Annotated in this window: 24 protein-coding genes; 16 read left to right on the top strand and 8 right to left on the bottom strand. The window is 41.6% G+C overall.

The genetic code is table 11. From position 1 onward, the window contains the following. Positions 1 to 192: 192 nt before the first annotated feature. A complete protein-coding gene (gene yugI, locus ACIQZD_RS14810) occupies positions 193 to 597 on the top strand; it encodes a S1 domain-containing post-transcriptional regulator GSP13 (protein WP_063234086.1) in 405 nt (134 codons plus the stop codon). Between the two features lie 154 nt (positions 598 to 751). Here yugI and ACIQZD_RS14805 read toward each other — a convergent pair whose 3' ends face one another. Next, complete coding sequence (locus ACIQZD_RS14805) at positions 752 to 985, bottom strand: DUF378 domain-containing protein (protein ID WP_063234087.1); 234 nt, start codon at positions 983 to 985, stop codon at positions 752 to 754. A 204-nt stretch (positions 986 to 1,189) separates the two neighbouring features. On the opposite strand from ACIQZD_RS14805, the gene ACIQZD_RS14800 reads away from it, so the two are divergent. The 3 genes from ACIQZD_RS14800 (at position 1,190) to ACIQZD_RS14790 (ending at position 4,469) form a co-directional block, all read left to right on the top strand. Continuing rightward, positions 1,190 to 2,353, top strand: a complete 1,164-nt coding sequence (locus tag ACIQZD_RS14800; protein ID WP_402903962.1) for an iron-containing alcohol dehydrogenase — start codon at positions 1,190 to 1,192, stop codon at positions 2,351 to 2,353. A 147-nt stretch (positions 2,354 to 2,500) separates the two neighbouring features. Further along, complete coding sequence (locus ACIQZD_RS14795) at positions 2,501 to 3,847, top strand: glucose-6-phosphate isomerase (protein WP_137016333.1); 1,347 nt, start codon at positions 2,501 to 2,503, stop codon at positions 3,845 to 3,847. 217 nt (positions 3,848 to 4,064) lie between these two features. Then, a complete protein-coding gene (locus tag ACIQZD_RS14790) occupies positions 4,065 to 4,469 on the top strand; it encodes a YugN-like family protein (protein WP_402903959.1) in 405 nt (134 codons plus the stop codon). Here the strand turns inward: ACIQZD_RS14790 and ACIQZD_RS14785 are convergent. Both ACIQZD_RS14785 and ACIQZD_RS14780 read right to left on the bottom strand, forming a co-directional pair. After that, positions 4,466 to 5,458 (bottom strand): potassium channel family protein, encoded by a 993-nt coding sequence (locus ACIQZD_RS14785; protein WP_402903956.1) that lies wholly within the window; start codon positions 5,456 to 5,458, stop codon positions 4,466 to 4,468. The two genes, ACIQZD_RS14790 and ACIQZD_RS14785, sit on opposite strands and share 4 nt — an antisense overlap. 256 nt (positions 5,459 to 5,714) lie before the next feature. Then, complete coding sequence (locus ACIQZD_RS14780; RefSeq protein WP_402903953.1) at positions 5,715 to 7,001, bottom strand: glycoside hydrolase family 18 protein; 1,287 nt, start codon at positions 6,999 to 7,001, stop codon at positions 5,715 to 5,717. Positions 7,002 to 7,166: 165 nt separating this feature from the next. Here ACIQZD_RS14780 and ACIQZD_RS14775 point away from each other — a divergent pair, with 165 nt between their 5' ends. Then, a complete protein-coding gene (locus tag ACIQZD_RS14775) occupies positions 7,167 to 7,376 on the top strand; it encodes an alpha/beta-type small acid-soluble spore protein (RefSeq protein WP_034310322.1) in 210 nt (69 codons plus the stop codon). 60 nt (positions 7,377 to 7,436) lie between these two features. On the opposite strand, the gene ACIQZD_RS14770 is transcribed toward ACIQZD_RS14775, so the two are convergent. Then, the gene (locus ACIQZD_RS14770) at positions 7,437 to 8,186 is read right to left on the bottom strand and encodes a glycerophosphodiester phosphodiesterase (RefSeq protein ID WP_402903950.1); all 750 of its coding nucleotides are present in this window, start codon (positions 8,184 to 8,186) and stop codon (positions 7,437 to 7,439) included. Positions 8,187 to 8,333: 147 nt separating this feature from the next. Between ACIQZD_RS14770 and ACIQZD_RS14765 the strand changes: the two genes are divergently transcribed. The 4 genes from ACIQZD_RS14765 to ACIQZD_RS14750 all read left to right on the top strand — a co-directional run bounded on the left by ACIQZD_RS14765 (position 8,334) and on the right by ACIQZD_RS14750 (position 12,626). Beyond that, entirely contained in the window at positions 8,334 to 9,161 is an 828-nt protein-coding gene (locus ACIQZD_RS14765; RefSeq protein WP_402903947.1) for an undecaprenyl-diphosphate phosphatase, read from the top strand. A gap of 375 nt (positions 9,162 to 9,536) precedes the next feature. After that, positions 9,537 to 10,859, top strand: a complete 1,323-nt coding sequence (locus ACIQZD_RS14760) for an APC family permease (RefSeq protein WP_402903944.1) — start codon at positions 9,537 to 9,539, stop codon at positions 10,857 to 10,859. 147 nt (positions 10,860 to 11,006) lie between these two features. Next, positions 11,007 to 12,197, top strand: a complete 1,191-nt coding sequence (locus tag ACIQZD_RS14755) for an MFS transporter (RefSeq protein WP_402903942.1) — start codon at positions 11,007 to 11,009, stop codon at positions 12,195 to 12,197. A gap of 99 nt (positions 12,198 to 12,296) precedes the next feature. After that, positions 12,297 to 12,626, top strand: coding sequence for a hypothetical protein (locus tag ACIQZD_RS14750; RefSeq protein WP_101223592.1), 330 nt, complete (start codon positions 12,297 to 12,299; stop codon positions 12,624 to 12,626). Between the two features lie 108 nt (positions 12,627 to 12,734). Here ACIQZD_RS14750 and ACIQZD_RS14745 read toward each other — a convergent pair whose 3' ends face one another. Beyond that, the gene (locus ACIQZD_RS14745; protein WP_241592820.1) at positions 12,735 to 12,878 is read right to left on the bottom strand and encodes a hypothetical protein; all 144 of its coding nucleotides are present in this window, start codon (positions 12,876 to 12,878) and stop codon (positions 12,735 to 12,737) included. 145 nt (positions 12,879 to 13,023) lie between these two features. Between ACIQZD_RS14745 and ACIQZD_RS14740 the strand changes: the two genes are divergently transcribed. The 3 genes from ACIQZD_RS14740 to ACIQZD_RS14730 all read left to right on the top strand — a co-directional run bounded on the left by ACIQZD_RS14740 (position 13,024) and on the right by ACIQZD_RS14730 (position 17,089). Then, entirely contained in the window at positions 13,024 to 13,887 is an 864-nt protein-coding gene (locus ACIQZD_RS14740) for an STAS domain-containing protein (protein WP_402903937.1), read from the top strand. Positions 13,888 to 14,062: 175 nt separating this feature from the next. Then, complete coding sequence (locus ACIQZD_RS14735; RefSeq protein ID WP_402903934.1) at positions 14,063 to 14,500, top strand: hypothetical protein; 438 nt, start codon at positions 14,063 to 14,065, stop codon at positions 14,498 to 14,500. Between the two features lie 219 nt (positions 14,501 to 14,719). Further along, positions 14,720 to 17,089 carry a penicillin acylase family protein gene (locus ACIQZD_RS14730; protein ID WP_402903931.1) on the top strand — a complete coding sequence of 790 codons (2,370 nt, stop codon included), beginning with the start codon at positions 14,720 to 14,722 and terminating at the stop codon, positions 17,087 to 17,089. A gap of 54 nt (positions 17,090 to 17,143) precedes the next feature. Here ACIQZD_RS14730 and ACIQZD_RS14725 read toward each other — a convergent pair whose 3' ends face one another. Together ACIQZD_RS14725 and ACIQZD_RS14720 are read right to left on the bottom strand one after the other, a co-directional pair. Next, positions 17,144 to 17,362 (bottom strand): hypothetical protein, encoded by a 219-nt coding sequence (locus ACIQZD_RS14725; protein ID WP_081395591.1) that lies wholly within the window; start codon positions 17,360 to 17,362, stop codon positions 17,144 to 17,146. Beyond that, entirely contained in the window at positions 17,355 to 17,978 is a 624-nt protein-coding gene (locus ACIQZD_RS14720; protein WP_402903927.1) for a sigma-70 family RNA polymerase sigma factor, read from the bottom strand. Before ACIQZD_RS14720 ends, ACIQZD_RS14725 begins: the two co-directional genes overlap by 8 nt. Positions 17,979 to 18,134: 156 nt before the next feature. Between ACIQZD_RS14720 and ACIQZD_RS14715 the strand changes: the two genes are divergently transcribed. The 3 genes from ACIQZD_RS14715 to ACIQZD_RS14705 all read left to right on the top strand — a co-directional run bounded on the left by ACIQZD_RS14715 (position 18,135) and on the right by ACIQZD_RS14705 (position 20,014). After that, entirely contained in the window at positions 18,135 to 18,299 is a 165-nt protein-coding gene (locus tag ACIQZD_RS14715) for a YvrJ family protein (RefSeq protein ID WP_081088496.1), read from the top strand. A gap of 414 nt (positions 18,300 to 18,713) precedes the next feature. Continuing rightward, positions 18,714 to 19,544, top strand: a complete 831-nt coding sequence (locus ACIQZD_RS14710) for a GNAT family N-acetyltransferase (protein ID WP_402903923.1) — start codon at positions 18,714 to 18,716, stop codon at positions 19,542 to 19,544. Positions 19,545 to 19,555: 11 nt separating this feature from the next. Further along, positions 19,556 to 20,014 (top strand): DinB family protein, encoded by a 459-nt coding sequence (locus tag ACIQZD_RS14705; protein WP_402904822.1) that lies wholly within the window; start codon positions 19,556 to 19,558, stop codon positions 20,012 to 20,014. A gap of 268 nt (positions 20,015 to 20,282) precedes the next feature. Here ACIQZD_RS14705 and ACIQZD_RS14700 read toward each other — a convergent pair whose 3' ends face one another. Further along, positions 20,283 to 20,765 (bottom strand): DUF2798 domain-containing protein, encoded by a 483-nt coding sequence (locus ACIQZD_RS14700; protein WP_402903920.1) that lies wholly within the window; start codon positions 20,763 to 20,765, stop codon positions 20,283 to 20,285. Positions 20,766 to 21,367: 602 nt separating this feature from the next. Between ACIQZD_RS14700 and ACIQZD_RS14695 the strand changes: the two genes are divergently transcribed. Next, the gene (locus ACIQZD_RS14695; RefSeq protein WP_402903917.1) at positions 21,368 to 25,186 is read left to right on the top strand and encodes a bifunctional 2',3'-cyclic-nucleotide 2'-phosphodiesterase/3'-nucleotidase; all 3,819 of its coding nucleotides are present in this window, start codon (positions 21,368 to 21,370) and stop codon (positions 25,184 to 25,186) included. Positions 25,187 to 25,225: the final 39 nt, after the last annotated feature.

The raw sequence follows: 25,225 nt of genomic DNA, 5'->3' as shown, positions 1-25,225 counted from the left end.
TATTTGCAAATTATTAGGATAAATTATAAATAAAGATCTTATAATATTTATTATTTCCAAAAAACAAACATTTTTAATGAGTAAAATCCTAAAAAGTATGGTATACTTAACTTTGATTATTTTCCAATTATGTGATATAATTTTTTATTGCGTGAAAAGACGAAAAAATATATATAAAATAGGAGTGTTACCATGTCTGAAAAATTCGAAATTGGTGCGGTAGTTGCTGGTAAAGTAACTGGTATTCAACCATACGGTGCATTTGTTGCTCTAGACGATTCAACTCAAGGTTTAGTTCATATTTCTGAAATTACTCACGGCTTCGTTAAAGATATCAACGAACATTTAAAAGTGGGCGATGAAGTGAAAGTTAAAGTGCTTTCCATCGATTCAGCTGCTGGAAAAATCGGCTTATCGATCCGCGCTACAGAAGAAGCTCCTGAGCGTACTGAAGCTCCGAAAAAAGCTCCGAAAAAACGCCAAGCATCTGTTAAAGCGACATCTCACATCGAATCTACTGAAGGTTTCAACACATTGAAAGACAAACTTCAAGAGTGGATTGAACAATCTCAACGCGAAGACTTAATCAAAAAATAATTTTTTAGAACCGGCCGATCATTAGATCAGCCGGTTTTTTTTGTCCATTGTCATGGCAGGTAGCGGGGATATGAATGAAATAAAGCCGGGTCATGTGTTTATCCATGGTCCGGCTTTATTTTATCGAATAGAAACATTGTCCATTGTCATGATCTCAACGAGTCGGTTTGGTTTCAGGCTCTCTGGAAATTTCAGGACTTGGTTTGAAGAGAAGACCAAGATTAATGAGACCGGCAATTCCAACCAATCCATAAACGATACGGGCCAATCCAGCATCTTGCCCTCCGAAAATCGAAGCAACCAAGTCAAATTGGAAAAAACCTATTAAACCCCAGTTGATTGCCCCAATTATTGTAAGAACAAGTGCAGTTCTTTGTATTCCACTCATTGTACAGCCTCCTTTTTTTTGAAAAAATCAGTTCTTTACTTATCATGCTTTTTCATCATGTAAATATACATCTACTCAAAAGTTCCGGGCGGATATTTTGTATTTAATTGGAACATTGGTCATAATGAATAAAAGAAAAACTAGCACTTGGCACTGTCGACAATTCAAAAACGGAGTCAATGTGGCATAAAGGAGAGATATCCATTGGAGAATTTCACTTATAAAAATCCTACTAAAGTAATTTTCGGGAAAGGTCAGCTTGAAAGCTTAAAAGCTGAACTTCCTGCGTATGGCGATAAAGTTTTACTTGTATACGGCGGGGGAAGCATAAAGAAAAATGGCTTATATGAAAAAGTGGTCAATACCTTGAAAGAGATCGATGCAGAGGTGCACGAACTTTCCGGAGTTGAACCGAATCCACGCATCTCAACAGTCCGAAAAGGTGTTGACCTTTGTAAAGAATATGGTATCGACTTTGTCCTTGCAGTTGGAGGAGGAAGCGTCATAGACGCTACAAAGGCCATCGTTGCAGGTGCTAAATATGAGGGCGATCCATGGGATCTTGTCATCAAGAAGGCGCCAGTGGAAGAGGCCCTTCCATTCGGAACGGTGCTGACTTTAGCTGCAACCGGCTCTGAGGCGAATTCCGGATCTGTCATAACAAACTGGGAAACGAAAGAGAAATATGGATGGGGAAGTCCATTGGTATTTCCGCAATTCTCCATTTTGGATCCTGAAAACACTTTTTCGGTACCAAAAGATCAAACGGTATACGGAATGGTCGATATGATGTCACATGTATTCGAAACGTACTTCCATCCGGAAACGCATGCGCCGCTTCAAGACCGTTTTTGTGAATCGCTGTTATCTACGGTAATTGAAACCGCACCTAAGTTATTGGAAAACCTGGAAGATTACGAGCATCGGGCCACTATCCTATATGCTGGAAACCTAGCCTTGAACGGGTCGCTTGGGGTTGGTTACAGCGGTGATTGGGCAACGCATAACATTGAACATGCCGTTTCAGCTGTTTATGACATCCCGCATGCAGGAGGATTGGCCATCTTATTCCCTAATTGGATGAAGCATGTGCTCCATGAAAATGTCGCACGCTTTAAACAAGTTGCAGTCCGTGTATTCCATGTAGATCCGGAAGGTAAAACGGATGAGGAAGCGGCCCTTGAAGGCATTGAAAGACTTAGGTCATTTTGGAGCAGCTTAGGGGCGCCGACCAATCTTTCGGACTATGGCATCGATGACTCACAATTGGAAGTCATGGCTGATAAAGCGATGAGCAGAGGGGAATTTGGACGATTCAAAGTCCTGAACCGAGAAGATGTCCTTGCCATTTTACGGGCTTCATTATAAAAAAGTGATATGATCCTTTCTCCCGCCTTTTCAGGTGGGAGATTACTTTATAGGCATAATTCGTTATTTACTTGATCGATTTCTTGATTATGAGAATTACATCAGATAAAGTGAAAGGGAAACTAAAGAATCCAAGGAGGAATTTGAATGGCCCATATTCGTTTCGATTATTCAAAAGCCCTGCCGTTTTTCGGGGAGCATGAGATTACATATCTACAGGATGCTGTAAAAGTGGCACACCATTCCCTGCATGAGCAGACAGGGGCAGGCAATGAATATCTTGGCTGGCTTGATTTACCCGCCAATTATGATAAAGAAGAGTTCTCAAGGATCAAAGAAGCGGCAGCGAAAATAAAAGAAGATTCAGATGTGCTGCTGGTTATCGGAATCGGCGGATCATACCTGGGAGCACGAGCGGCAGTTGAGATGCTTCAACATAGTTTTTATAACATTCTACCGTCGGATAAAAGAAATGCACCGCAAATTTTATTTGTGGGTAATAATATAAGCTCTACATATATGCAGGACGTAATGGACCTATTGGAAAATAGGGATTTCTCGATCAATGTCATCTCTAAATCCGGTACGACCACGGAGCCTGCACTGGCCTTCAGGATTTTCCGGAAACTGCTGGAGCAAAAATACGGTGTTGAAGAAGCTAAGAGCCGCATTTATGCGACCACTGATAAAGAAAAGGGCGCATTAAAAACGGTAGCAACGGAGGAAGGGTTCCAAACTTTCGTCATTCCTGATGATGTTGGCGGACGTTACTCGGTCTTAACGGCTGTAGGACTGCTTCCGATTGCGGTCAGCGGGGCGGATATCGATCAAATCATGGAGGGGGCCGAGCGTGCTAGGGCGGACTTCAGTTCTTCCGAGCTAGGTGAGAATCAGGCTTACCAATATGCGGCGGTTCGGAATATCCTTTACAATAAAGGGAAAACGATTGAAATGCTGATAAACTATGAGCCTGGACTTCAATACTTCTCTGAGTGGTGGAAACAATTATTTGGAGAAAGTGAAGGAAAGGATCAAAAAGGGATATTCCCTTCATCGGCCAACTTTTCGACTGACCTGCATTCATTAGGGCAGTATGTTCAGGAAGGACGGCGTGACCTTTTTGAAACAGTCATCAAAGTGGAAAAGGCTCGTCATGAAATCTTGATTGAAGAAGCGGAAAATGATTTGGATGGCCTGAATTACCTTTCAGGTGAATCGGTGCAATTCGTGAATAATAAAGCATTTGAGGGTACGCTGTTAGCCCATACGGACGGTGGCGTTCCAAACCTGATCGTAACGGTTCCGCAACTCGATGCTTATACTTTTGGCTACCTTGTATATTTCTTCGAGAAAGCTTGTGCGATGAGCGGATACTTATTGGGTGTAAATCCATTTGATCAGCCTGGAGTGGAAGCTTATAAGGTGAACATGTTTGCTCTTTTAGGCAAGCCGGGTTATGAAAAGAAAAAAGCTGAGCTCGAACAGCGCTTATAATAAAAAAGGCATCAAGCTGGAATTACATCCAGCATGATGCCTTTTTTTCTGTTTGAAAAGCTAAAGTAGTGTCAGGCGAAGAGAAAGAAACTTCACAAAAGCATAAGGGCAGCTTGGAACTCCAATTCCTTTTTCCAATTGAAGGAACAATAGGCCAGGTTTTTTTTATGGCACTTTGGTTAAGCTAATAGAAAATTAGCGAAAGAGGTTTTATACAATGATTAAAATTTCTTCTCAATTGGAAGGGAAAACATTCGGGTTGTTCGATCTGGAGACGAAGTTAAAACCGGAAGGATATGCGATTGGCGGAGGATGGGATTATGACCACGGGTCTTTTGATTATAAGATTGATGACAGTGATGGCTACCAATTCTTGAGAGTCCCTTTCAAGGCTGTTGATGGTTCACTCGATCAGGACGGGGCAATGGTCGAACTTTTACAACCGTTTTTGTTATCTCATCAGTACGAGGACGGGATTGACGATGAAGGAAATATCGGAAACCTCTCCGCTTCCTTCAATCAGTTTGCCGAGCCTGAAAATCCGGATGCCGAATTTCCGGAAAACTATATTTCATATGGAAAAACGCTTGTCCGTGATTTGGAAAAGCTATTATTACATTAATCATCAATGATGAGCAGGGTATCATCACGATGTATGATTACATCTCCAGGGGGCTTGATTAAGGTCTTGCCTCCTGAAATGATGCCGACCAATAAAATGTCTTGATCGAATAGCTTAACGTTCAACTGTTTGAACGTCAATTCCACCCAGTCATCCTGGATGGGCAGCTGTTTGAGGTTCAATTCATCCCACTCTTTTTGCTCCCTAGCTTCCGCAATGATCCCCTTCGATAAGCAATCCTGCATATATTCACTCGCGAATTTATTCGTTTCCACTATACCGTCCGCTCCAGCCCGTAAAGCATTTTCCTTTTGTTCATGCGTCAATATTTCCACAAGACAATACACATGCGGATTCATCCCTTTGACGGCCAGTAACGTTAATATCGAGAACATATCCGTTTGCAGCTCGTCTTGCTTGAGGTCAGCCGTAATAAGGACGCGCATGGCTTGTTTAATATTGGCCTTCTGCAAAACGGAATCCAATGTAGCTTTTCCTTGGATAAAGTGGATATTCGTTCTTGGAAGCGGGTGCTTTTGCAGCGTATCATCGATAAGGACAATGGATTGATGGTGCTTACGATCATGAATGTTTTGGATGATTCTCTTGGAACGGCCATTCCAGCCCACAATGATAATATGCCCGCCGCCGCCGAATACTTTCTTTCCTGTTAGAAATTGCTGTTCATTGGAAATGGAAATTTTAGCAATGTGCGCAAAATAAGAGGTAATCAGGCCGGCTCCCGACAAAATGAGGACCATCCCAATGACTTTTCCAAGATTGGTAACGGGAGTGAAGTCTCCGTAACCCACCGTTGACATAGTCACGATCGCCCACCAGATGCCATCAAGTAAAGTGGGGAATCTCTTCGGCTCCACAAGGTGGATCAAGACGCCGAATGAGAGTAAAAATAATGCGATGATAGAAAGCAATCTGATGAAACGCGGAAATCTAGGAACGGTGCTGATGAATGGACCGATTCGAATCATGTTTTTCACACCCCTTAAGCTGTTCCTTTTAGTATGGTCAAAAAAGGCTTGGCTCATAAGGTTGCGTACAGACAAACTTTGGATTATGAATATCGGCATATTACCTGGAAAGCTGCCATTCGATTTCGGGAAAATGATAAAAGCCCTCCGGAAGATGCCGGAAGGCTTTTAGTGCTGAGTCACATATCCTAAATGGACTTCATGCTCGATGATTGATTATATGCCCGTTTACGTTTCGGTATTCCTTTATCTTTTCTTAAACCCTTCTCCGGACGTTAAAGTTATCACTGATGAGCAGCCAGTTTTGAGGGAAGGCTAAGCCGAGCTTCCAATAACTCATTCCCCTTAGATTCAGTTCTTTGATTAAATCGAATTTTGCCTGAATGGATCTGGCATCTTCAAACCACACCTCATGCTGCTTATCCTCAATATCGGTATAGTTGAAGTGCGGGGCCTGTGCGGTTTCATCATACTCGATGGCAACATTATTGGCCGCCGCAATCTGGATGGCCTGCTGCGGACTCACGGCCGTGGCAGTGGATCCCTGTACGAAAGGCAGGGTCCAATCATAGCCATATAGATTCTGCCCCATCATGATCTTGTTGGAGGGAATATCGGTGACGGCATATTCGAGAACTTCCCGAACAGGTCCAATAGGAGACACGGCCATTGCCGGTCCTCCGCTATATCCCCATTCATAAGTCATGATGATAACGAAGTCGACGATTTCACCATGTGCTTTATAGTCATGTGCCTCATACCAACGGCCTTTTTGCTCAGCGCTTGTTTTAGGTGCCAGTGCCGTGGAAATGAACCATCCTTCTTTCTTGAAACGATCCCTGGCTTTTCGGAGAAATTGATTATAGGCTTCTTTATCGGCCGGCCTTAAAAACTCAAAGTCAAAGTGGATATCCCGGAATCCATATTTCTTAGCCGTTGTAACGATATTGTTCAGGAACTTATTCTGAACGGAAGTATTCGTTAAGATGATTTGCCCGAGCTCATCGCTGAATTGGTCATTTTCCTGATTCGTGATCACCATCATCAGGACATTTTTATTTTCTCTGGCGATGGCAGGGAAGTCATTGAGCAAAGGCTCTTTTAAGGAGCCGTCTCGTAGCGCCTGGAAGCTGAAAGGGGCTAAGTAGGTTAAATAGGGCGCAGCTTCCCTGGCGGCCGTTTCAAGGGCCGGTGCAACCGTCGTACCCCGCGGCTCGATATAACCGTTGAATTCGGCGGTCCTTTTCTTTCGTGCCGGAATGTAGAGCCGGTATCCAACGGATAGGATTTGATTTTCGGAAATGCCATTTATATTTGCCAATTCTTGAACAGGGACATCAACTTTTTGAGATATCGAATATAAACTATCACCCGGTTGTACGAAATAATAACTGCCGACGATTGGAATGACAAGGGCCTGCCCCGAAACAAGATTATTTGGGTTAGGGATCTTATTTGATTCCACGAGCCTGTCAACGGTTACGCTGTAAGTCTGGGCGATGCCATATAACGTCTGGCCTGGCCTAACCACATGTATTTGCAATTCTTTTCCCTCCTACTGAAAGTTTCCTAACAGTTTATGAGCATAAAAAGAAATTCATGATAAAGAGCTTAGGATTGAGAGAAACGCAAACAAAAAAATGCAATAAATTGGCAATAATAATTTAAGCTTAAAATGCTAATTAATATTAGTAGGAGGTGAAAACACATGGCAAACAACAATAACAGCAATCAACTTTTAGTATCTGGTGCAGAACAAGCTCTACAACAAATGAAAAATGAAATCGCTAGTGAATTTGGTGTAAACCTAGGTGCTGACACTACTTCTCGCGCTAACGGATCTGTTGGTGGGGAAATCACAAAACGTTTAGTGCAAATGGCTGAGCAACAACTAGGCGGTTCAAACTTTTCTCGTTAATTAATTGAATAAATATGGATTTGAAAGAGAAGGAGCATCGCTCCTTCTCTTTCACATTGTTCAGCCATATGACTGCCAAGCTTTTAAAATCCTGATTGCCTTTTCAGGGAAATCGGTCATGATGACGTCGACTCCCAAATCCGCCAGCTTGACGATGTCAGTTTCATCATTGGCGACCCAAGGCCGGATTTTATATCCAAGTTTTTTCGCTTTTTCACTAACGGCTGGAGTCAGGCTGTTTTTATCTGGATGAAAACCCGATTCTTTTTTATCACGTAAGATTTCTTCGAAGTTTTCAGGAAGCCCCTCGAACAATAATGCACGTTCAAGGTCTGGGGCTAGCATCTTCACTTTTTCAATGGATTGATGGTTGAAGGAAGAGAGGATGACCCGGTTTTCCATTCCATATTGACGAATTGAATCAATGATCTTCTGTTCAATTCCTTCGTATGCGAGTTTATCCGTTTTGATTTCGATGTTCATCAATAAAGCATTTCCTTTAGCCCAGTCGAAAACGTCCATTAAAAAAGGAATCCGCTCCCCAAGGAATTCATAGGAAAACTTGCTTCCGGCATCAGCCGTTTTCAGTTTTTGTGCCGAATGATCTTTTACATAACCAGTAAGGTTGGTCGTTCGATCAAGTGTTTCGTCATGGATGATGACCAATTCCCCGTCAGAACTGAGATGGACATCGAACTCGATCCCCTCTGCCCCGATTTCTGCCGCCTTTTGAAAGGCTGCCATGGTATTTTCAGGATGGGTCCCCTTGGACCCTCTATGAGCGAAAATCAGTATGTTTTGCAAAATCATCACTTCCCCTTTAAACTTTATCTTGAACCCTATCATACATGTACGCTTAAATTGTTTCAGCAATGTTTAATAGACAATATTTTAAACAACGAGTAAAATACATATGATATTTCCATAAATAGGTGTTCGAATTATGAGGTGAATAAAATGAATATGTGGGAAATTTTTGTTGCAGTTATCCTTGGTCTTGTAGAGGGATTAACTGAATTTGCTCCTGTATCGTCTACAGGGCATATGATTATCGTCGATGATTTATGGCTGAATTCGAAAGAACTTTTTGGGAGTGAAGTGGCCAACGCCTTTAAGGTGGTCATTCAGCTTGGTTCGATACTCGCCGTAGTCGTGCTCTTCTGGGGGCGATTCATGGACTTGCTTGGTTTAAGGAAGCTTAAAGGCACATCCGCTGTGAACGGCCAAAAGCTTAACCTATTGCAGATCTTTGTCGGATTGTTACCGGCGGGCGTTTTAGGTCTATTATTCGAAGATTATATTGATGAACATTTATTTACGATGAAGACGGTTATCGTCGGATTGTTCTTAGGCGCGTTTTTGATGATTGCTGCGGATAAATTCCGTCCAAAGCTGACTGCAGAAACGGTTGACCAAATCACTTATAAACAAGCCTTCGGTGTAGGGTTAATTCAATGTTTATCTCTATGGCCGGGATTCTCACGTTCAGGCTCGACCATTTCCGGTGGGGTGCTTTTAGGAATGAGCTACCGGGCGGCTTCCGATTTCACGTTCATCATGGCAGTGCCGATCATGGCTGGTGCCAGTTTGTTGAAAATCGTGAAATACTGGGAAATCTTCACACCTGAAGTTCTGCCATTCTTTATTGCAGGTTTCATCAGTGCATTTATCTTTGCGTTATTCTGTATCCGCTTTTTCTTGATTTTAATCAATAAAGTTAAATTGACTCCTTTTGCCATTTACCGGATCGTCTTGGCGGTTGTGCTTCTATTCATTATTTGGTAATACGAAATGAAGCTTGAAAGAGGAGAGGAACCGCCCCGTTGATTCGGGGTGGTTTTTTTGTGCGTCCGAAAATAAGCAGAATTACCATAAAGTTTATAACGAATGATAATTGAGATTTGTAGTTTTTAATTCGTTATTATAGAGTAAAATATCAATAAATCTTTTTATAATAAAAAAATATTCGGTTTTTAGTGTAGTTCCAGACATAATTAGTAAAAAAAATATAAATGTAATAAAGCTCCCTGAGCGTAATGATACCAACGTGTTTGGTTATTTTTTGCAATATTCAAATGATTACATAAACTATTTCCGTATAATTTATATGATATAATTTTAGTATAAATAAAGTACATGTGTACACCTGGGGAGGACAACATGGGGAATGACCAATTGAAGAAAACGATTGGCTTTTGGGTTGGAACATCTATTGTAGTTGGAACAGTTATCGGTTCTGGTATTTTCATGAGACCTGGTGACGTGCTTGAGTTAAGCGGTAATTCAACCATGGCCTTATTAGCTTGGCTGATAGGCGGTCTGATTACCCTTGCAAGTGGGTTGACGATTGCGGAAGTGAGTACACGGATTCCTAAAACGGGCGGCTTATATGTCTATATGGAAGAAGTGTACGGAAAAGCATGGGGATTCCTATGCGGCTGGGTTCAGACATTGGTATATGGACCTGCAGTCATGGGCGCACTCAGTTTATACTTCGGGATATTAGTTGCAGGAATATTTAATATCGCTCCAGGCTACACTTTGGCGATAGGGATTTTTACGATTGTATTTATAGCAGGCATGAATCTTCTGGGGACAAAATACGGCGGTATCATCCAAACCTTATCGACCGTTGCTAAATTGATCCCAATCATTTTCATAGCGGTGTTCGGTATCGCACAAGGTGATATGCCTGTATTCAATATCAATAGTGAAAGTTCAATGAAAATCAGTATGGCCGGTGCGATTTTGGCTACGCTCTGGGCGTATGATGGCTGGATGAATGTCGGCTTCATGGCAGGGGAAATGAAAAACCCGCAGAAAACGCTGCCGCGGGCAATCATAACGGGATTGGTCGTGGTCATGGTCGCTTACTTGGCTGTGAACCTTGCGATGCTTCATGTATTGGGGGCGGAGGGAGTCATAGCTCATGGTACGAATGCAGCGAATGTTGCCGCAACGCTTCTATTTGGTGAATTGGGCGGGAAATTGATATCAATCGGAATAGCGATTTCAATCTTCGGTTGCTTGAACGGAAAGCTTTTGACCTTTCCGCGCATTACCTTGGCGATGGCGACTGATAAAATGATACCAGGCCATAAACAAATCGGAAAAATATCGCCCAAGTTTAAAACGCCTATAAATGCGACGGTATTGCAAGTGATCATTGCAATCATCATGATGGTTGCAACAGACCCTGACAAACTTACCAATATGGCCGTATTCTCTGTTTTCTGTTTTTATGGATTAGCCTTCTTTGCGGTCTTCATCTTACGCAGGAAAGATCCGGATGCGAAAACGTATAAAGTGCCATTTTACCCATTCATCCCCATCGTGGCGATTGCTGGTGCAATATACATTGTTTTAAGCACTTTAATCCAAACACCTTTAAATGCTTTGTACTCGGTGATCATCCTCATTATAGGAATGCCTGTGTACTGGCTGCTTAAAAAAAGTGAGCGGAATGATAAACGGTCATATTAATGAAAAACCCTTCACTGCATGCAGTGAAGGGTTTTTGTGATTTGCTGGAACATAACTTTCCCTTTGGACAAAAGTGATGAAATAGACAACTCGGGAAGTTCGTATTAACATAGGGGGGAAGTTAAATAGTGAAGGGTCTGAACAAAAGTGAATTATATCGAGCCTGCTGGTAAATCATTCAGGAAAACGATCTTGGCTTTATTTCTTGGTAGCTTTGTAACGTTTGCGGATCTGTATAGTACCCAACCGGTCATTCCGGTTTTCGCAAAGCAATTCGGAGTCTCTCCTGCAATGGCAAGCCTTACATTATCTTTCGCAACTGGAACTCTTGCACTCTGTTTATTGCTTGTTTCATTTTTCTCAGAAAATATCGATAGGAAAAAAATAATGGGGACGGCGCTCACTCTGTCTGCATTGTTATCCATATGTGTCAGCTTCATCCAGGATGATCTATACATCCTGATTGCAATACGGGCGATTCAAGGAGCGGTGCTTGCAGGTTTCCCTGCAATTGCGATGGCCTATATCAATGAAGAGTTTCATCCGAAAAGCCTAGGCTATGTGATGGGGATCTATGTAAGCGGTTCGAGTATCGGCGGATTGGCTGGCAGGCTGATTGTCGGCGTGCTGACCGACCATTTCTCATGGAACATAGCGATTGGAAGCCTTGGGGCTTTAAGTTTGATCATCAGTCTGGCCTTTTGGTGGATGCTTCCGCCTTCACAGCATGCCGTCCGCGCAGGAGTCTCATTGTCGAGAATCAAAACCTCCCTTATCAATAACTTAAGGAATAGCCGACTAGTACTCTTATTCGGCATGGCCTTCCTATTAATGGGCTCGTTCGTTACCGTTTATAACTTTGTGGGTATACCGTTAATGGGACCGCCATATCATTTATCACAAACATTGATTGGCTTCATTTTCATAATCTATCTTGTGGGGACATTTAGTTCTACATGGATGGGAAAGCTCGCCGATCAATATACTCGGAGGATTGTACTTCTTACCGGAATCGCTATCATGCTGATGGGCGCCCTTTTAACCTTATTGGATCCGCTTTTGCTGAAAATAATGGGGCTTGCCTTGTTTACATTTGGCTTTTTTGGAGCCCATTCAATTGCGAGCAGCTGGGTCGGAAGCTTGGCTGATAAGAGTGAAAAGGCACAAGCATCCTCTTTATATCTCCTGTTTTACTATGCGGGATCAAGTATAGTGGGGGCATCAGGCGGTTTATTCCTGATGAAGTTCGGCTGGGGAGGGGTCATCTCGGCTGTATCGATTCTGATCATCCTGGCTGCCGCTTGTGTGATGATGGTTGAAAAGAAAATCGTTAAATAAAATGATCTTTTCTATCATGTTTTTCCGGAATGCTGAATATAATCTAGTGAAAATGGATATTGAATAATAGATTGATAAGAGAAGAGGGTAATAGATAGAGTGAATCGAAAAGCAGTAATTCTCATTGGGTTAATAGCCGTTTTAATTATATTATTCGTTGTATACTTAACAAGTCCGGGCAGATTGGAAAAGGTGGAGATTGTTGAAAAATACTATCCCCATTTCTCCGATGGCAAGGCAGTCGGTTTTAAGACGAACGAAGTCATTGATGTTACGGAAACCGAAGAGGGATCCAATTGCGCAATGAAATTCAGTAATGGGAAAACGTTGGAAATTGATTGTGACCGTTATTTAACATACAAAATTGATGAAACAGTCTATATTACCACTGAAGGAAACCATGTGAAGGAAATCCGGAGAAAAAGGTAGTGGCTTTTCAATAGTTAATGACGGGAGAGCTGAGTTTGCTTAATAAACAAACTCAGCACATTTATTTTATCCAATGAAAAAACCCAGACCATTTTGGACTGGGTTTTTTCATTTTTTATCTTTGCTTTTACTTTTATCCTTTTTATTACGCCGAAGTACATCCAAGATTCTGCGGCTGTTATTTTTACTGTTTATGAGTTCTACTAAATCGCTCATGTTTTCAGATTCGAAGTCTTGTTGATCTTTTTTCATGATAATCCCTCCAAGTCATATATCATAATACCCTTATAAAGAAAAGGGTAAACTTCTATTATCATATTGGTAATAGAAGGATTTTATATCCTTAACCATTCATTATTTGATAAAATGTGATAAAAGCCCTGTATGGGAGGTTTACATGGAAGAATTAAGAATGATCGGTGAAAAAATTGAAAAATTTAAATATATCTTAGTGGAGCATATCGAGTTGTTTGAAGAAGAGGAACCGCTCTATGATTTTGAAACCAGTAAAGAGGTACGGTCAAAGCTTATTCAAATTCATGCAGATGCCTTGATTCATGGAAAGGCACAAGCAATGGAAAGTATGAAAATAACGGGTATGGAAATAGGTAAGCGCATCGTGGATATGGGCATTCCTTTAGATAAGAATATTGAGGAAGCTCAGCTTGTGCGTAACCTTTTCTGGAGTTTCATTGAAGAAGAAGTAAGCAATCGCTATTACTCGATTGAAATTCTGCTAAAGGCAAGCTCGATAATTGATGCAATCCTGGACCAGTTCATACACTGTGTGAGTATCAGTTACGTGAATCATTATAAAGAAATGGCGAAAATGGCAAACGATTCTTTGCAGAAGATAAAAGAAAACCAAGAAGTCATGGAAGAATTGTCCACCCCGATCGTTCAGACCGTATTAAAGGATGTGCTGCTCTTACCGTTGATCGGACGAATTGACGATTGGAGAATGGAGTCGATGCAATCGACGGTACTGCAAAAATGTGCAGATCTGCATGCGGAAGTATTGATCATGGATTTCTCCGGAATTACCTTTACGAAGGAAAGCAATATGCTCTCCCTGCTGGATCAATTAGTGGGGGCACTGGCGTTGATGGGTACGGAAACGATGTTTGTCGGCTTTACCCCTGATGCCGTGAAAGAGATCGTCAAACTTGATTTCGTAAATCAGGTAAAAGCCTTCCTATCATTCAGGCAGGCACTGGAATATCTGTTTAAACAAAGAGGGCTGGCTGTTAAGCCAGTATAATGGAGGTATCCTTTTTTAGGGTATCTTTTTTTCTATGTCATGTAGTTCCCAGGAAGCTTTCAAATTTTATCGGCCATTGATATTTCTTCATGATATAGTAAATGGCGTGAGGGCATGTTGATTTTCATTTAAGTAAAGTGAATAATGTAAAGCGTGTGAGGAAGGTGGACGAAGAGTGTTTTTTAAGAAAAATGGAGAACCTGATCATAACGAAAAATGGTATTGTGTAGGAATCATGACGGATATAGGGTTGGAGGACGAAGAATATGATATTTTGTCCAAGCGCATCCTCAACTCGGTCCAAAATGTCTCGGTCATATCGGACTTGGTAAGGGTCGAATGGGACCGGGATAAATTGCGAGCCTTGAACGAGCGTTTTCGGGACCCCTCATTTTCCGACCCATGTTTTATCATTAATGAATTCATACCAGAGGATATAAAAAAGGAAAGAAAACTTCTCGAGAAAACTCATAAATGGAAGAGGCTACTTGGTCTCCTCTCCCCAATTGAATACATGGAAGCCGAGACGAAGGCGGCCCATGACTTTGATAAAGCTCTCTTTTATACAGACGATGCAGATAAAGTCATTGAATACATTATTGCAAATAGCTAGCATCCCCTGCCACATCGATACTTTGTATCGGTGTTTTTGCATTTGATTTAATGTTTATCGGAGCAATTTCGCGGTAGAAATTCGTCCTTGGACCTTTCCAACCTTACAGAAATAAAAAGAGAGAATGTAAGGATGTTGGTAGGAAAGATAGGTGGAAACGCGGAATATCTTAAATAGAAAGAAAGAGAGTTTTATGGGGAGAGAGAGGGAGATGAATCGATGGAAGTTGCCGTACCTCAGCAAAAGCCAAAACGGAAGTGGAGAAAGCGGGTGCTATGGAGTTTTGGAATCGTGATGATACTTTTGCTGTCTGTCTTGATTGCTGCAAATGTATTTCTTTCAAGATCCTTGCCGGAAACGAAGGGGGTAATATCGCTTCCAGGTCTTTTGAAACCGGTTACGGTGGTGAGGGACTCAAGTGGGGTCCCGCATATCAACGCAGCGAATGAACATGATTTGTATTTAGCCCAAGGGTATATCCAAGCACAGGACCGTTTATTTCAAATGGATTTAAGCAGGCGTCAGGCTTCAGGAAGATTGAGTGAAGTGATTGGTGAGAAAACCGTCAAAAACGATAAGTATTTCCGTACACTTGGGTTGAGGCGGGCAGCTGAAGCCTCTTATGCAGCATATACAAGTGATGGGAAAGAAGCTTTGGATGTGTTTGCCGAGGGGGTAAATCTTTATATCGATGAATTGAAGGAGAATGGGAAATGGCCGGCGGAGTTCACTTTGCTTGGATATGAACCAGAGCCGTGGACACCCGTCGATTCACTGACCATCGGTAAATATATGGCCTTTGATTTAGGCGGGAACTGGGAAGATCAGGCGTTTAGGCAGTATTTGCTGCAAACGTTCCCAAAGGAAAAAGCATATGATTTATTTCCTGATTATCCAAAGAACGCTCCATATATCATCAGCAAAGAAGAACTGGATATTGAAAAAAGTTTTGCCGGGGCCGTTATTCCTTATGAATTCAATGGCAGCAATAACTGGGTAGTTTCAGGCAAGAAAACGGATTCCGGTCAGCCGTTATTGGCCGATGATCCCCATCTGGGATTAGCTACGCCGTCCGTGTGGTATCAAATGCATTTGGAGGCCCCACCGGTCAATGTGAGCGGTGTTATTTTTGCCGGGATTCCGGGAATCATCCTCGGTCATAACGAAAAGGTGGCTTGGGGTGTGACCAATACCGGTCCGGATGTACAGGATCTATATATTGAGAGGAGAAACCCGGAAAACGAGAAAGAATTCTCCTACAAAGGTAAATGGGAACAAGCTGAAATCTTGGACGAACCCATCAAGGTGAAGGATGGTAAAACACTCGATTATAAAGTGACGGTTACCCGCCATGGACCGGTTGTCTCCGAGTTTGCCGGAAAAAGCGGAAAAGATACAGTGCTTGCATTAAGGTGGACGGCACTTGATCCATCTGCCGAGCTTGAAGCGGTACTGAATATGAATAAAGCGGGAAGCTGGAAAGAATTCGAAAAGGCCCTCTTGCAATTCGAAACGCCGGCCCAGAATTTCGTCTTTGCCTCAGTCGACGGGACGATTGCCTATAAGGCGAATGGGAAAATCCCAATCCGGAAAAAGGGCGATAGTATGCTGCCTGTACCTGGCTGGACGGATGAATTTGAGTGGAAAGGCTTTATTCCCTTTGATGAACTTCCAAAAACGGTGAATCCGGAAGAGGGATTCATTTCGACAGCGAATAATAAAGTCATCTCGGATGATTACCCTTACCACATCAGCAATAACTGGGCACAGCCGTACCGTCAGATGAGGATACAGGAGTTTTTAAAAGCCAATAAAAAGCTTACGGCCGAGGATATGCAAAGCCTGCAGATGGATAAGGTGAATTTGCAAGCTAAGGAGTTTGTTCCTCAATTCGTGGATGTATTGAAAGGTCCATCGGGGAAACAGGAAGACCAGGCACTAACGATTCTGAAGAAATGGAATCATATTGATTCCGTTGATGAAGCGGCACCGATGATTTTCAATGTCTGGATGCGAAAAATAGGGGATGTTCTGCTTACGGAAGAAATACCGGAAGAAACCCTCAACCTCTTTAATGGAAGGCGTTCGGCCGTTGATGAACTACTAAGGCGGGCGCTGGACGGTAAACCGGGCCCTTGGATTGAAGAGGCAGGCGGACTTGAGCAGGTGCTTGCCAAGTCGTTACAGATGACGTTAACGGAACTGGAAGAATCACAAGGTGACAATATAGCTGATTGGGAATGGGGAGACTATCATCAGGTCAGGTTTAATCACCCGTTATCGAGTGTCGCCCCGTTAAATTATTTATTTAACAGCGGCGGCGGAATACCGGTAGGCGGCAGCAGTGTCACCGTACAGGCGGCGGCATTTTTAGATGATGGAACCGTTAATCACGGTGGCTCCTGGAGATTCGTCATCGACCTAGCCGACATGAATCAAGGATATCACCTCGTTGGCCCGGGTCAATCAGGTAACGTGAAAAGTGAGTGGTACCATGATCAGCTTGATGATTGGGCAGAAGGTACTTATCACAAGACCACAATGGATGATCCAAAAGGTGATAAGCTAACATTGAAACCATCATACTGATATTCAGAAAAAAAATACCAAGTCCAGCATTCTTGCTCTGGACTTGGTACTTTTTCATTGTTTTTGCTTAGTAAAGAATTCTGCAAGGAACTCCTCAAAATTAGGGGCCTCGATTGCTGCGATTTTTTCATATGATTCAATGATCTTGAGTTTAATTTCTTGCTCCAGATCATTTCGGTCTTGATAGTTCGTGTTTTTTAACGATTTTTTTATTTTAGGATTCAAAGAGTCTATGAGATCCAACAATTCTTCTTTTGACAGTTTTTTATCCACAATGGCTTTTCTCCTTTCTAACATATACCTCATCCATATAGTGCTTTCGAAGTTTTTTTAAAGCTTGTTTACGGATGCTTGAGATATTCTGTGGCGACTCATGGAAATAGGCAGCAATTTCCTTGTTGGATAGGCCGTAGGAAAAGATCATGGTGAGCACCAGGTTTTGTTTGGCTGTTAACTTTTTCAAGGCTTTTATCATCTCTTCATCACTTATGTGTGAAGCGAGTTCATTCGTTTCCCCCATCTTTTCAAGTTGAACGTCCATAGTGCCGACTCGATCGATCAATCCGCCAGTATCCCTTGGTGTCGCATCAAGTACCATTCGATAGCGTTCCCGCTGTTTCCGTGCCCTTTTATCAAAATCAACAGAGAAAAAGTAAATTAAGGAGCACATGTATTTGTATACTTTAGCCCGGTAATAGAAAATTTTGAAAGTCTCGTTGAGATGATCAATGTTGTGGGAAGAAGGGGAATCAAGAGTTTCAGTGAAAATCTTTAAATGCTCTGGGTTCTGTAAAAATAAATGAATGATCGGTTGTGCAAAGAAAGATGAGTACTGTTGCTGCAGAAACTCCAATGAATGAGAAAAAAAATGAGAAGTTAAGTGGTTCATTGTTATCCCTCCTTTTATTAATAAAGTGATAGACAAGGGGAATAAATCAATTATATAGGAACATTCGTTCTTTTTTCCATAAATCAATAGTGCTAGATTGATTTTTTTTGACAAGTTTCACTTTAGATATCAGATACAAGAAAAGGGGTGAAGAGGATGATGATTGAGGATGCTACTATGTGGGTTTCATTAGTTAGCGAATTTGGCTATCCATTCGTCGTTTCTATGTTTTTGCTCTTCCGCTTCGGTAAACAATTAAAAGAACTGACAACGGACGTAGAGAACTTAAAAAAGTCCGCTCATAAAACGAAAAAACGATAACCTCAGGACGTAATGTGCCAGGTGATAAACACCGAATTTCGGATTCTATTCTAAAAAGGGTCCGGAATTCGGGTATAAAGAAATGGGTACTTTAAAAAATCAAGACTTAGTTAAATCCCTCCTTTAAAACTAAGTAAAATAATGGTAAACCATTATTTGGAATATAGCACAAAATAGGTAAAAAACAATCGTCATTTGGAATCATTTTACTACTATAATTCATCCGACAATAGAATTAGATAGGAAATCCTCCCCTCGTACGATTTTAGTTTTATGGATTAAAGTGAAAATACTTTTAAAAAAACAACATTCATCAATAAACTTATGAATAGTATGCGGCATCCAAGTAAAAGGGTGCTGCTTTTCTTATTTTTTTTGGTAATAAACTGATAATATGGAAAAGGGGTGGATAATTTGAAGGATAAACAGCTAGAAGATATTCGAATCCTACAGCAAGAATGTGAACGTGAAGGTTTTACTTTAAAGCTGAACTGGGAAACGCTTCGCAGTCGAAATGGTGTGCAAAAGAATGACTTTTTTCACTATGATGGATTGAAGCTTGTTGGTTTTATTGGTCTTTACGATTTCGGAAACAAAGTGGAGATGTGCGGGATGGTGCATCCTGATTACCGGAGGCGAGGCATTTTTACAAAGCTGCTGGAAGAGGCTATAAGGAGTGTCGTGGAGCGCAACTATAAGTTGATTCTCTTGAACTCACCTGCCCAATCCCATTCAGGGACAGGATTTTTGAAACAGCTCCCATGTGAGTTTGCTTTTTCTGAGTTTCAAATGAAGTGGTCCGAAACGGAGCTTGACGATTATGGCGATGCAGTCGTTCGCCCTTCAAGGAGAGATGATGAGAAAACGGAAATTCAGCTGGATATTCAATGTTTTCAATTTACGAAACAAGAGGCGAAGGATTATTATCAGCGAATCCTATATGAGGATACTCTGAAAACCATGATGATTGAAAAGGATGGCCTTGCAGTCGGTAAGATCCGTGTTGATCACTCAGACCGGGAAGCATGGATTTATGGATTTTCCATTTTGCCAAAATACCAGGGAAAAGGACTTGGCAGAAAGGCATTGAAAAAGGTAGTAGCCGAACAATGCCAGCTGGGATATGATATTTTTCTCGAGGTCGAGGCGACTAATGAGCATGCTTTAAGACTCTATGAATCTTGTGGATTCAAAACCATCCAAAGACAGGATTATTATCAATACAAAGGGACGACAAAGAGTTAGGGGCTGTGATGATGTTGACATTATTCATTTATAACTGGCAGGTGCGAAGTGAGTGGTTCAAATGGTGCAGGGCCTTACCGAGTGAGGAACTGAAACGGCAGCGAACAGGAGGGATGGGTAATATATTGAAGACTCTTGCCCATATTATCGATGTCGAATGCAGCTGGATCAAGGCCGTACAAGGGAAGCCTGATGTCGCGATCGATTTGGACGCCTATGATACGATCGAAAAAGTGGAAGATCTATCTATCCGTTATCATTCTGAGGTCATGGACTATTTGAATTCCCATTCCATTGAAGATGAGCAAGGAATGATACAGCCATCTTGGATGGAGGGGACATACGAAAAAGGCAGGATACTAAGTCATCTTATAGCACACGAAATTCACCATATAGGCCAGCTGTCCATCTGGTCGAGGGAAATGGGCATCGAACCGGTATCCGCCAGTTTAATAGATCGGGATTTATAGGCTTTATGTTTTAAAAACTGGTAATAAAAAAAGGGATTATGGAGGGAGGACAAGCAGGGAATCCATATTGGGTATAATGGTCGTTTCACAGGATAACGCCTTGATCTGGATTGGACAGGTTAATTCATAATCTGGATTGGACATTTAATTCATAATATAAGGAATTTTTCGTATTAACGCAGTAGGTTATAACATATTAAATAAAAAGGATTAGCGTATTAGCTTAATCCTTTTTATTTATTTGTCATATATATTAATATTTACGCGCTCAAATTTTTGTTAATTTTGGCTTTTGTGTCGCTGGTTTAATGTATTTAGTTAATAACCAGCGTGAGATTGGTCCAACAATTAGTAACTGTGATGGTAGCGCCACGATAAAGTTTAGACCAACTGTTTTAAGGTAAGCTATGAAAATTGAACCCTCAATCCCTATCATTAAACTAGTTAAAATAAGCCCATATACTGACATAATAAGGACCATTACAGGGACCATACAAAAGGCAATTGCAATAATAAAGTTGGTTTCTTTCGATTTATCATAAGGCAGTGATAATGCAAGTTTACGCGCCTTCGGTTCAACTGACTCTGCAATAAAAGCGACGATAAATGTTACCGCAAATTGAATCACTGCACCCCCTACTGTGAACGATGAAAAGCCGTGTAAAGCTGTGTTGTAAACTGACATAATAAGGACCATACCAAAACACATAAAAAGTCCAAAGATTATGCCTTCCTTTTTATTACTAGGCAAATAAAAACATCCTTTTTTTCAAGCATAAATGTAATTATATATGCCAGGAAATTTTTACATAAGTGACATTTCTATGACTTTTATTTTGAGTTACGTTAAATTACACTTTTGTTTGATGAAACCTTGTTTATAGAGACTTTGCAAAAAAACGCATGAGAAAAATTAATAGATAAAGAAAACCATAAAGAATAATAACGAATTTAATTTGTTTCAATGGCTTTGATGATTTATTAGATTCTTCAGTAAGCATTTCATTATCGATTGGGAGTATGCTGGGGTGATTGCCTTGGTCTTATAATTATCAAGCGGATTAACTTCAGCGGCGCTTCCGTTTACTGTTAAACGGTTTCACTGAAGTAGAGAGCATCCAAGAAAGAAGGAAAGATATTGAAATCCCATACGGTGTAAGCAGGCTGGTCCATGTTCATGGGCCAGCCTTTTATATATATTTGAAGGGAAAAAGGTCCATGTTCACTGAATGAAAATGGGTAAAGGGTACCAATTATTCAAAATTCGTAATATTACGGTAAATTTTGGCGTTTATTCGACAAAATCATGATATATTATTCTAGCATTTTACAAAAATAGAAGGGTTGTGAAGTATGTCGTTCAAAATGCATGTTAATAAGATGCTCGCCCCGATTCTTGCTGTGAGTTTGATTACAGCCCCATTTACCGTACCGGGGGAGACATTCGCCAAAGAGTCTAATAAGAAACCGGTCAAGACTGAACCATTTACCATTTCAGCTCCTACTGTTAATTACTCAAAAGGAACCAAAGCGACTGTAACGGTCACACCGAAAAAAGGAAACAAAGGAAATGAAACCGTTGTCTTCCAATTAATGAATGGGACGAAGGTCATTTCACAGTCAGCCATTGAGGCGGATATTAAATCGGCCCAAAAGTTCTCTGCGTACTTCAACTCGTACAAATCGGGTTATTGGATCAAAGTATCGGTTGTCTCCAAGTATAACGGCAATACGAGTAAATTCGGCAACAGCCTGGCAGCCTCCGTTTCGGATGCGCCTTTTGAACTAAGGATCATGGAAACGACAGATATACACACTAATCTGGTGAGCTATGATTATTATAAGGATGCCGTATCGGACTCTGTCGGCTTTTCCCGCACGGCTTCTTTAATCAAACAGGCACGAAAAGAAGTGAAAAATAGCGTTTTAGTGGATAACGGCGACCTTATTCAAGGGACGCCGCTAGGTACGTACAAAGCAAAAATAGCGCCACTGAAAAAAGGTGAAGTCCATCCCGTCTATAAAGCGATGAACTTGCTTGACTATGATGTAGCCACATTCGGCAATCATGAATTCAATTATGGTTTAGCTTATTTGGACGAGACCATCAACGATGCGAACTTCCCTTATGTCAATGCCAATGTTTATAAAAAAGATAAAGACAATAATTCAAAGAATGATAAAAATAAATATACTCCTTATAAAATCGTCACAAAGAAAGTAAAGGACATCAATGGAAAAGAAAAATCAGTAAAAATAGGCTACATTGGATTTGCCCCTCCGCAAATCATGGATTGGGATAAAGCGAACCTTGAAGGTAAGGTCATTACAAAAGAAATCATCACGACTGCAAAAAAATATGTACCTGAAATGAAGAAAAAGGGTGCGGATGTCATCGTGGCGCTCACGCATTCCGGGTTTAATGGCGATATCAAGAATACCGAGGATGTCATCTATTCATTAAGCAAGGTATCCGGCATCGATGCCATCACGTTCTCCCACACGCATAAGGTCTTTCCGGCACAAGATGAGGCTTCTTTAGACAGCCTATTCAAAGATAGCCAAGGAAAAGTCCTTAAAGGCGTGGATAATGAAAAGGGTACCATCAATGGTGTACCAGCTGTTCAAGCAGGATATGGCGGCAGTAATCTCGGGATTATCGATCTTGATATCCAGAATATCAAGGGGAAATGGAAAGTCGTCAATTCCGATTCATCAACACGTGCAATCAACGATAAAATAACAGGAAAAAAAGCAGCTGAAGATGCATCTGTCATAAAAGCCGTGAAGAAGGATCACGAAGGAACGATCAAGTATGTTAACACGCCAATTGGAACGACTACAGCTCCAATTCATAGTTATTTCGCCCTTGTGCAAGACGATCCTTCCGTACAGGTCGTGACGAGCGCACAGAAATGGTATGTAGAAAAATACATCCAAAGCAACCGTCCTGAATACAAGGACTTGCCGATTCTCTCTGTAGGAGCCCCTTTCAAAGCGGGTCGCAATGGAGTCGAGGAATTCACCGAAATCAAGGAAGGCGGACTGACCATTCGCAGCGCCGGTGATTTATATTTATACGATAATACCTTGAAGGCAATCAAAGTCAAAGGGTCAGTTGTTAAAGAGTGGCTAGAAATGTCTGCCGGGAAATATAATACAATCGATCCTGCCAAGTCTGAGGAACAGGAGCTGCTTAATGGAAAGTTTGCCGTTTATAATTTTGATGTGATTGACGGCGTTACGTATCAAATCGATGTCACCAAGGCTCCGCGCTATGATGAAAAAGGGATAAAAGTGTCGGATTCAAGCAGGATTGCAGATTTGAAATATAATGGTGAACCAGTGGACCCGAATCAAGATTTCATCGTCGTGACGAATAATTACCGTGCTTCGGGCGGGGGGAACTTCCCGGGAGTCAAGGGCAGCGAATATGTAGTTGACTCTGCGGATGAAAATCGCCAGATCTTGATGGATTACATCACTCAAGAGGGTGAGATCAATCCAACTGCTGATAATAACTGGTCGATTGCCCCAATTTCAGGCAAGGTGAACGTTACTTTCACCTCATCACCAAAAGGTGCGGAATATTTAAATGAAGACAGCCCGATTTCCTATACAGGCAAAAAGGATGATAAAGGCTTTGGCATTTACAAATATAATTTGGGGAAAGAAAACGTTAAGGTGCAACTGCTCGGTATCAATGATCTTCACGGCCAGCTTGATACAACTTCAGATTTTGGCGGTATCAAACAAGGGCGTGCCGATTATTTAGCTGCGCACTTGAAGCAGCGTAAAGCTGAAAACCCTGAAAATACACTTTTACTTTCGGCAGGGGATGCTGTTGGGGCAAGTGCACCCGTTTCTTCTTTGATCCAGGACAAACCGACGCTTCAGTTTTTGAATAATATGAAATTCGATGTCGGAACTGTCGGGAACCATGAGTTCGACAAAGGGGTAGAAACCCTGATGGCTCAAATCAATGGCGGAAAGTCGCCAATATCCGATGTGGTATTCGATAAATTGAACTTTCCATATGTAGTTGCCAATGTCGTATATAAAGACACGAAAAAACCGATTTTGGATCCTTACGTCATAAAAAAGGTCGGCGGGGTTGATATTGGGTTCATAGGTGTAGTCACGAATGCCACACCTCAAAAAGTAAGTCCGGATGGCATTAAGAATGTGGAATTCATAGAACAGGCACCTGCCGTAAATAAGGCGGTTAACGAGTTGAAGGAAAAAGGCGTCAAATCGATTGTGATCATCTCACATGACCCAGGCACTGAAAAGGAAGGGGTCATCACAGGCGAAGTGGCTGATCTTGCTAATGCTGTGGATGATGAAGTAGATGTGATTTTAGCAGGAGATAATCATGCAAAGGTCAACAACTATGTGGATAATAAATTGATTGTACAAGCTTACTCTTATGGAACGGCTTTTGAAGATGTGGATTTGGAAATCAATCCAAACACAAAGGATATTGTCAAAAAGTCAGCTGAGATTGTCACGGTTACACAAGATGGCATCACACCGGATGCCGGGACGACAAAATTCATTAACGACTATCTAGACATGTTCCCCGAGTTGAAAGCCCCGCTTGGGACAACGGATGAGAAAATTTTAAGAACCAATGCGTATACGCAGGAAACGGGCCTTGGGAATTTAATTGCCGATTCAATGAAGGCAGATTTGAATTCCGATTTTGCCTTCATGAATCCAGGCGGAATTCGTGCAGATATTCCAAAGGGGGAAGTCACTTTTTCAGATTTAGCAAAAATCCAGCCGTTCGGAAACGTATTGGTTAAGCTGGAACTGACTGGAGCGGAAGTGAAAACGCTGCTTCAACAGCAATGGATCGTTGAAGGATCTCCGAAAACTTTGCAAATTTCTGGACTGAGCTATACAGCCGACTTCAGTAAACCTGTCACGGAACGTGTCACTTTATTGAAGAAAGCGGACGGAACACCTATCAAGGATACCGAAACATACACGGTGGCCGTCAATGATTTCATGGCAAGCGGCGGTGATAACTATACCGTCCTGAAAGGAAAAGAGCGTGTGTTTGGACATGCTGATCTGGAAGCTTTCGTTAACTATGTAAAAGAAACGTTCAAAGGCGGAAAAATCACGGCCGAAATTGAAGGCAGAATTACGAATATCAATAATTAATAGAGAATTACTCGTGAGTTAAGCGGGTTACTCGTGAAA

Origin of the sequence: Peribacillus sp. NPDC096447 (genome assembly GCF_044762725.1) — a bacterium.
GTDB lineage: Bacteria > Bacillota > Bacilli > Bacillales > DSM-1321 > Peribacillus.
Note: the sequence above shows the minus strand (reverse complement) of the source record. Positions and strands in the feature narration are given on the sequence as shown.

What these genes read in the sequence shown, in the direction of transcription:
- ACIQZD_RS14765 (WP_402903947.1), top strand. Translation starts at nt 8,334, where the DNA reads ATGAATATGTGGGAAATTTTTGTTGCAGTTATCCTTGGTCTTGTAGAG.
- ACIQZD_RS14695 (WP_402903917.1), top strand. Translation starts at nt 21,368, where the DNA reads ATGTCGTTCAAAATGCATGTTAATAAGATGCTCGCCCCGATTCTTGCT.
- ACIQZD_RS14715 (WP_081088496.1), top strand. Translation starts at nt 18,135, where the DNA reads ATGATGATTGAGGATGCTACTATGTGGGTTTCATTAGTTAGCGAATTT.
- ACIQZD_RS14775 (WP_034310322.1), top strand. Translation starts at nt 7,167, where the DNA reads ATGGCAAACAACAATAACAGCAATCAACTTTTAGTATCTGGTGCAGAA.
- ACIQZD_RS14790 (WP_402903959.1), top strand. Translation starts at nt 4,065, where the DNA reads ATGATTAAAATTTCTTCTCAATTGGAAGGGAAAACATTCGGGTTGTTC.
- ACIQZD_RS14740 (WP_402903937.1), top strand. Translation starts at nt 13,024, where the DNA reads ATGGAAGAATTAAGAATGATCGGTGAAAAAATTGAAAAATTTAAATAT.
- ACIQZD_RS14760 (WP_402903944.1), top strand. Translation starts at nt 9,537, where the DNA reads ATGGGGAATGACCAATTGAAGAAAACGATTGGCTTTTGGGTTGGAACA.
- ACIQZD_RS14730 (WP_402903931.1), top strand. Translation starts at nt 14,720, where the DNA reads ATGGAAGTTGCCGTACCTCAGCAAAAGCCAAAACGGAAGTGGAGAAAG.
- ACIQZD_RS14785 (WP_402903956.1), bottom strand. Translation starts at nt 5,458, where the DNA reads ATGATTCGAATCGGTCCATTCATCAGCACCGTTCCTAGATTTCCGCGT.
- ACIQZD_RS14805 (WP_063234087.1), bottom strand. Translation starts at nt 985, where the DNA reads ATGAGTGGAATACAAAGAACTGCACTTGTTCTTACAATAATTGGGGCA.
- ACIQZD_RS14795 (WP_137016333.1), top strand. Translation starts at nt 2,501, where the DNA reads ATGGCCCATATTCGTTTCGATTATTCAAAAGCCCTGCCGTTTTTCGGG.
- ACIQZD_RS14720 (WP_402903927.1), bottom strand. Translation starts at nt 17,978, where the DNA reads ATGAACCACTTAACTTCTCATTTTTTTTCTCATTCATTGGAGTTTCTG.
- yugI (WP_063234086.1), top strand. Translation starts at nt 193, where the DNA reads ATGTCTGAAAAATTCGAAATTGGTGCGGTAGTTGCTGGTAAAGTAACT.
- ACIQZD_RS14770 (WP_402903950.1), bottom strand. Translation starts at nt 8,186, where the DNA reads ATGATTTTGCAAAACATACTGATTTTCGCTCATAGAGGGTCCAAGGGG.
- ACIQZD_RS14745 (WP_241592820.1), bottom strand. Translation starts at nt 12,878, where the DNA reads ATGAAAAAAGATCAACAAGACTTCGAATCTGAAAACATGAGCGATTTA.
- ACIQZD_RS14705 (WP_402904822.1), top strand. Translation starts at nt 19,556, where the DNA reads ATGTTGACATTATTCATTTATAACTGGCAGGTGCGAAGTGAGTGGTTC.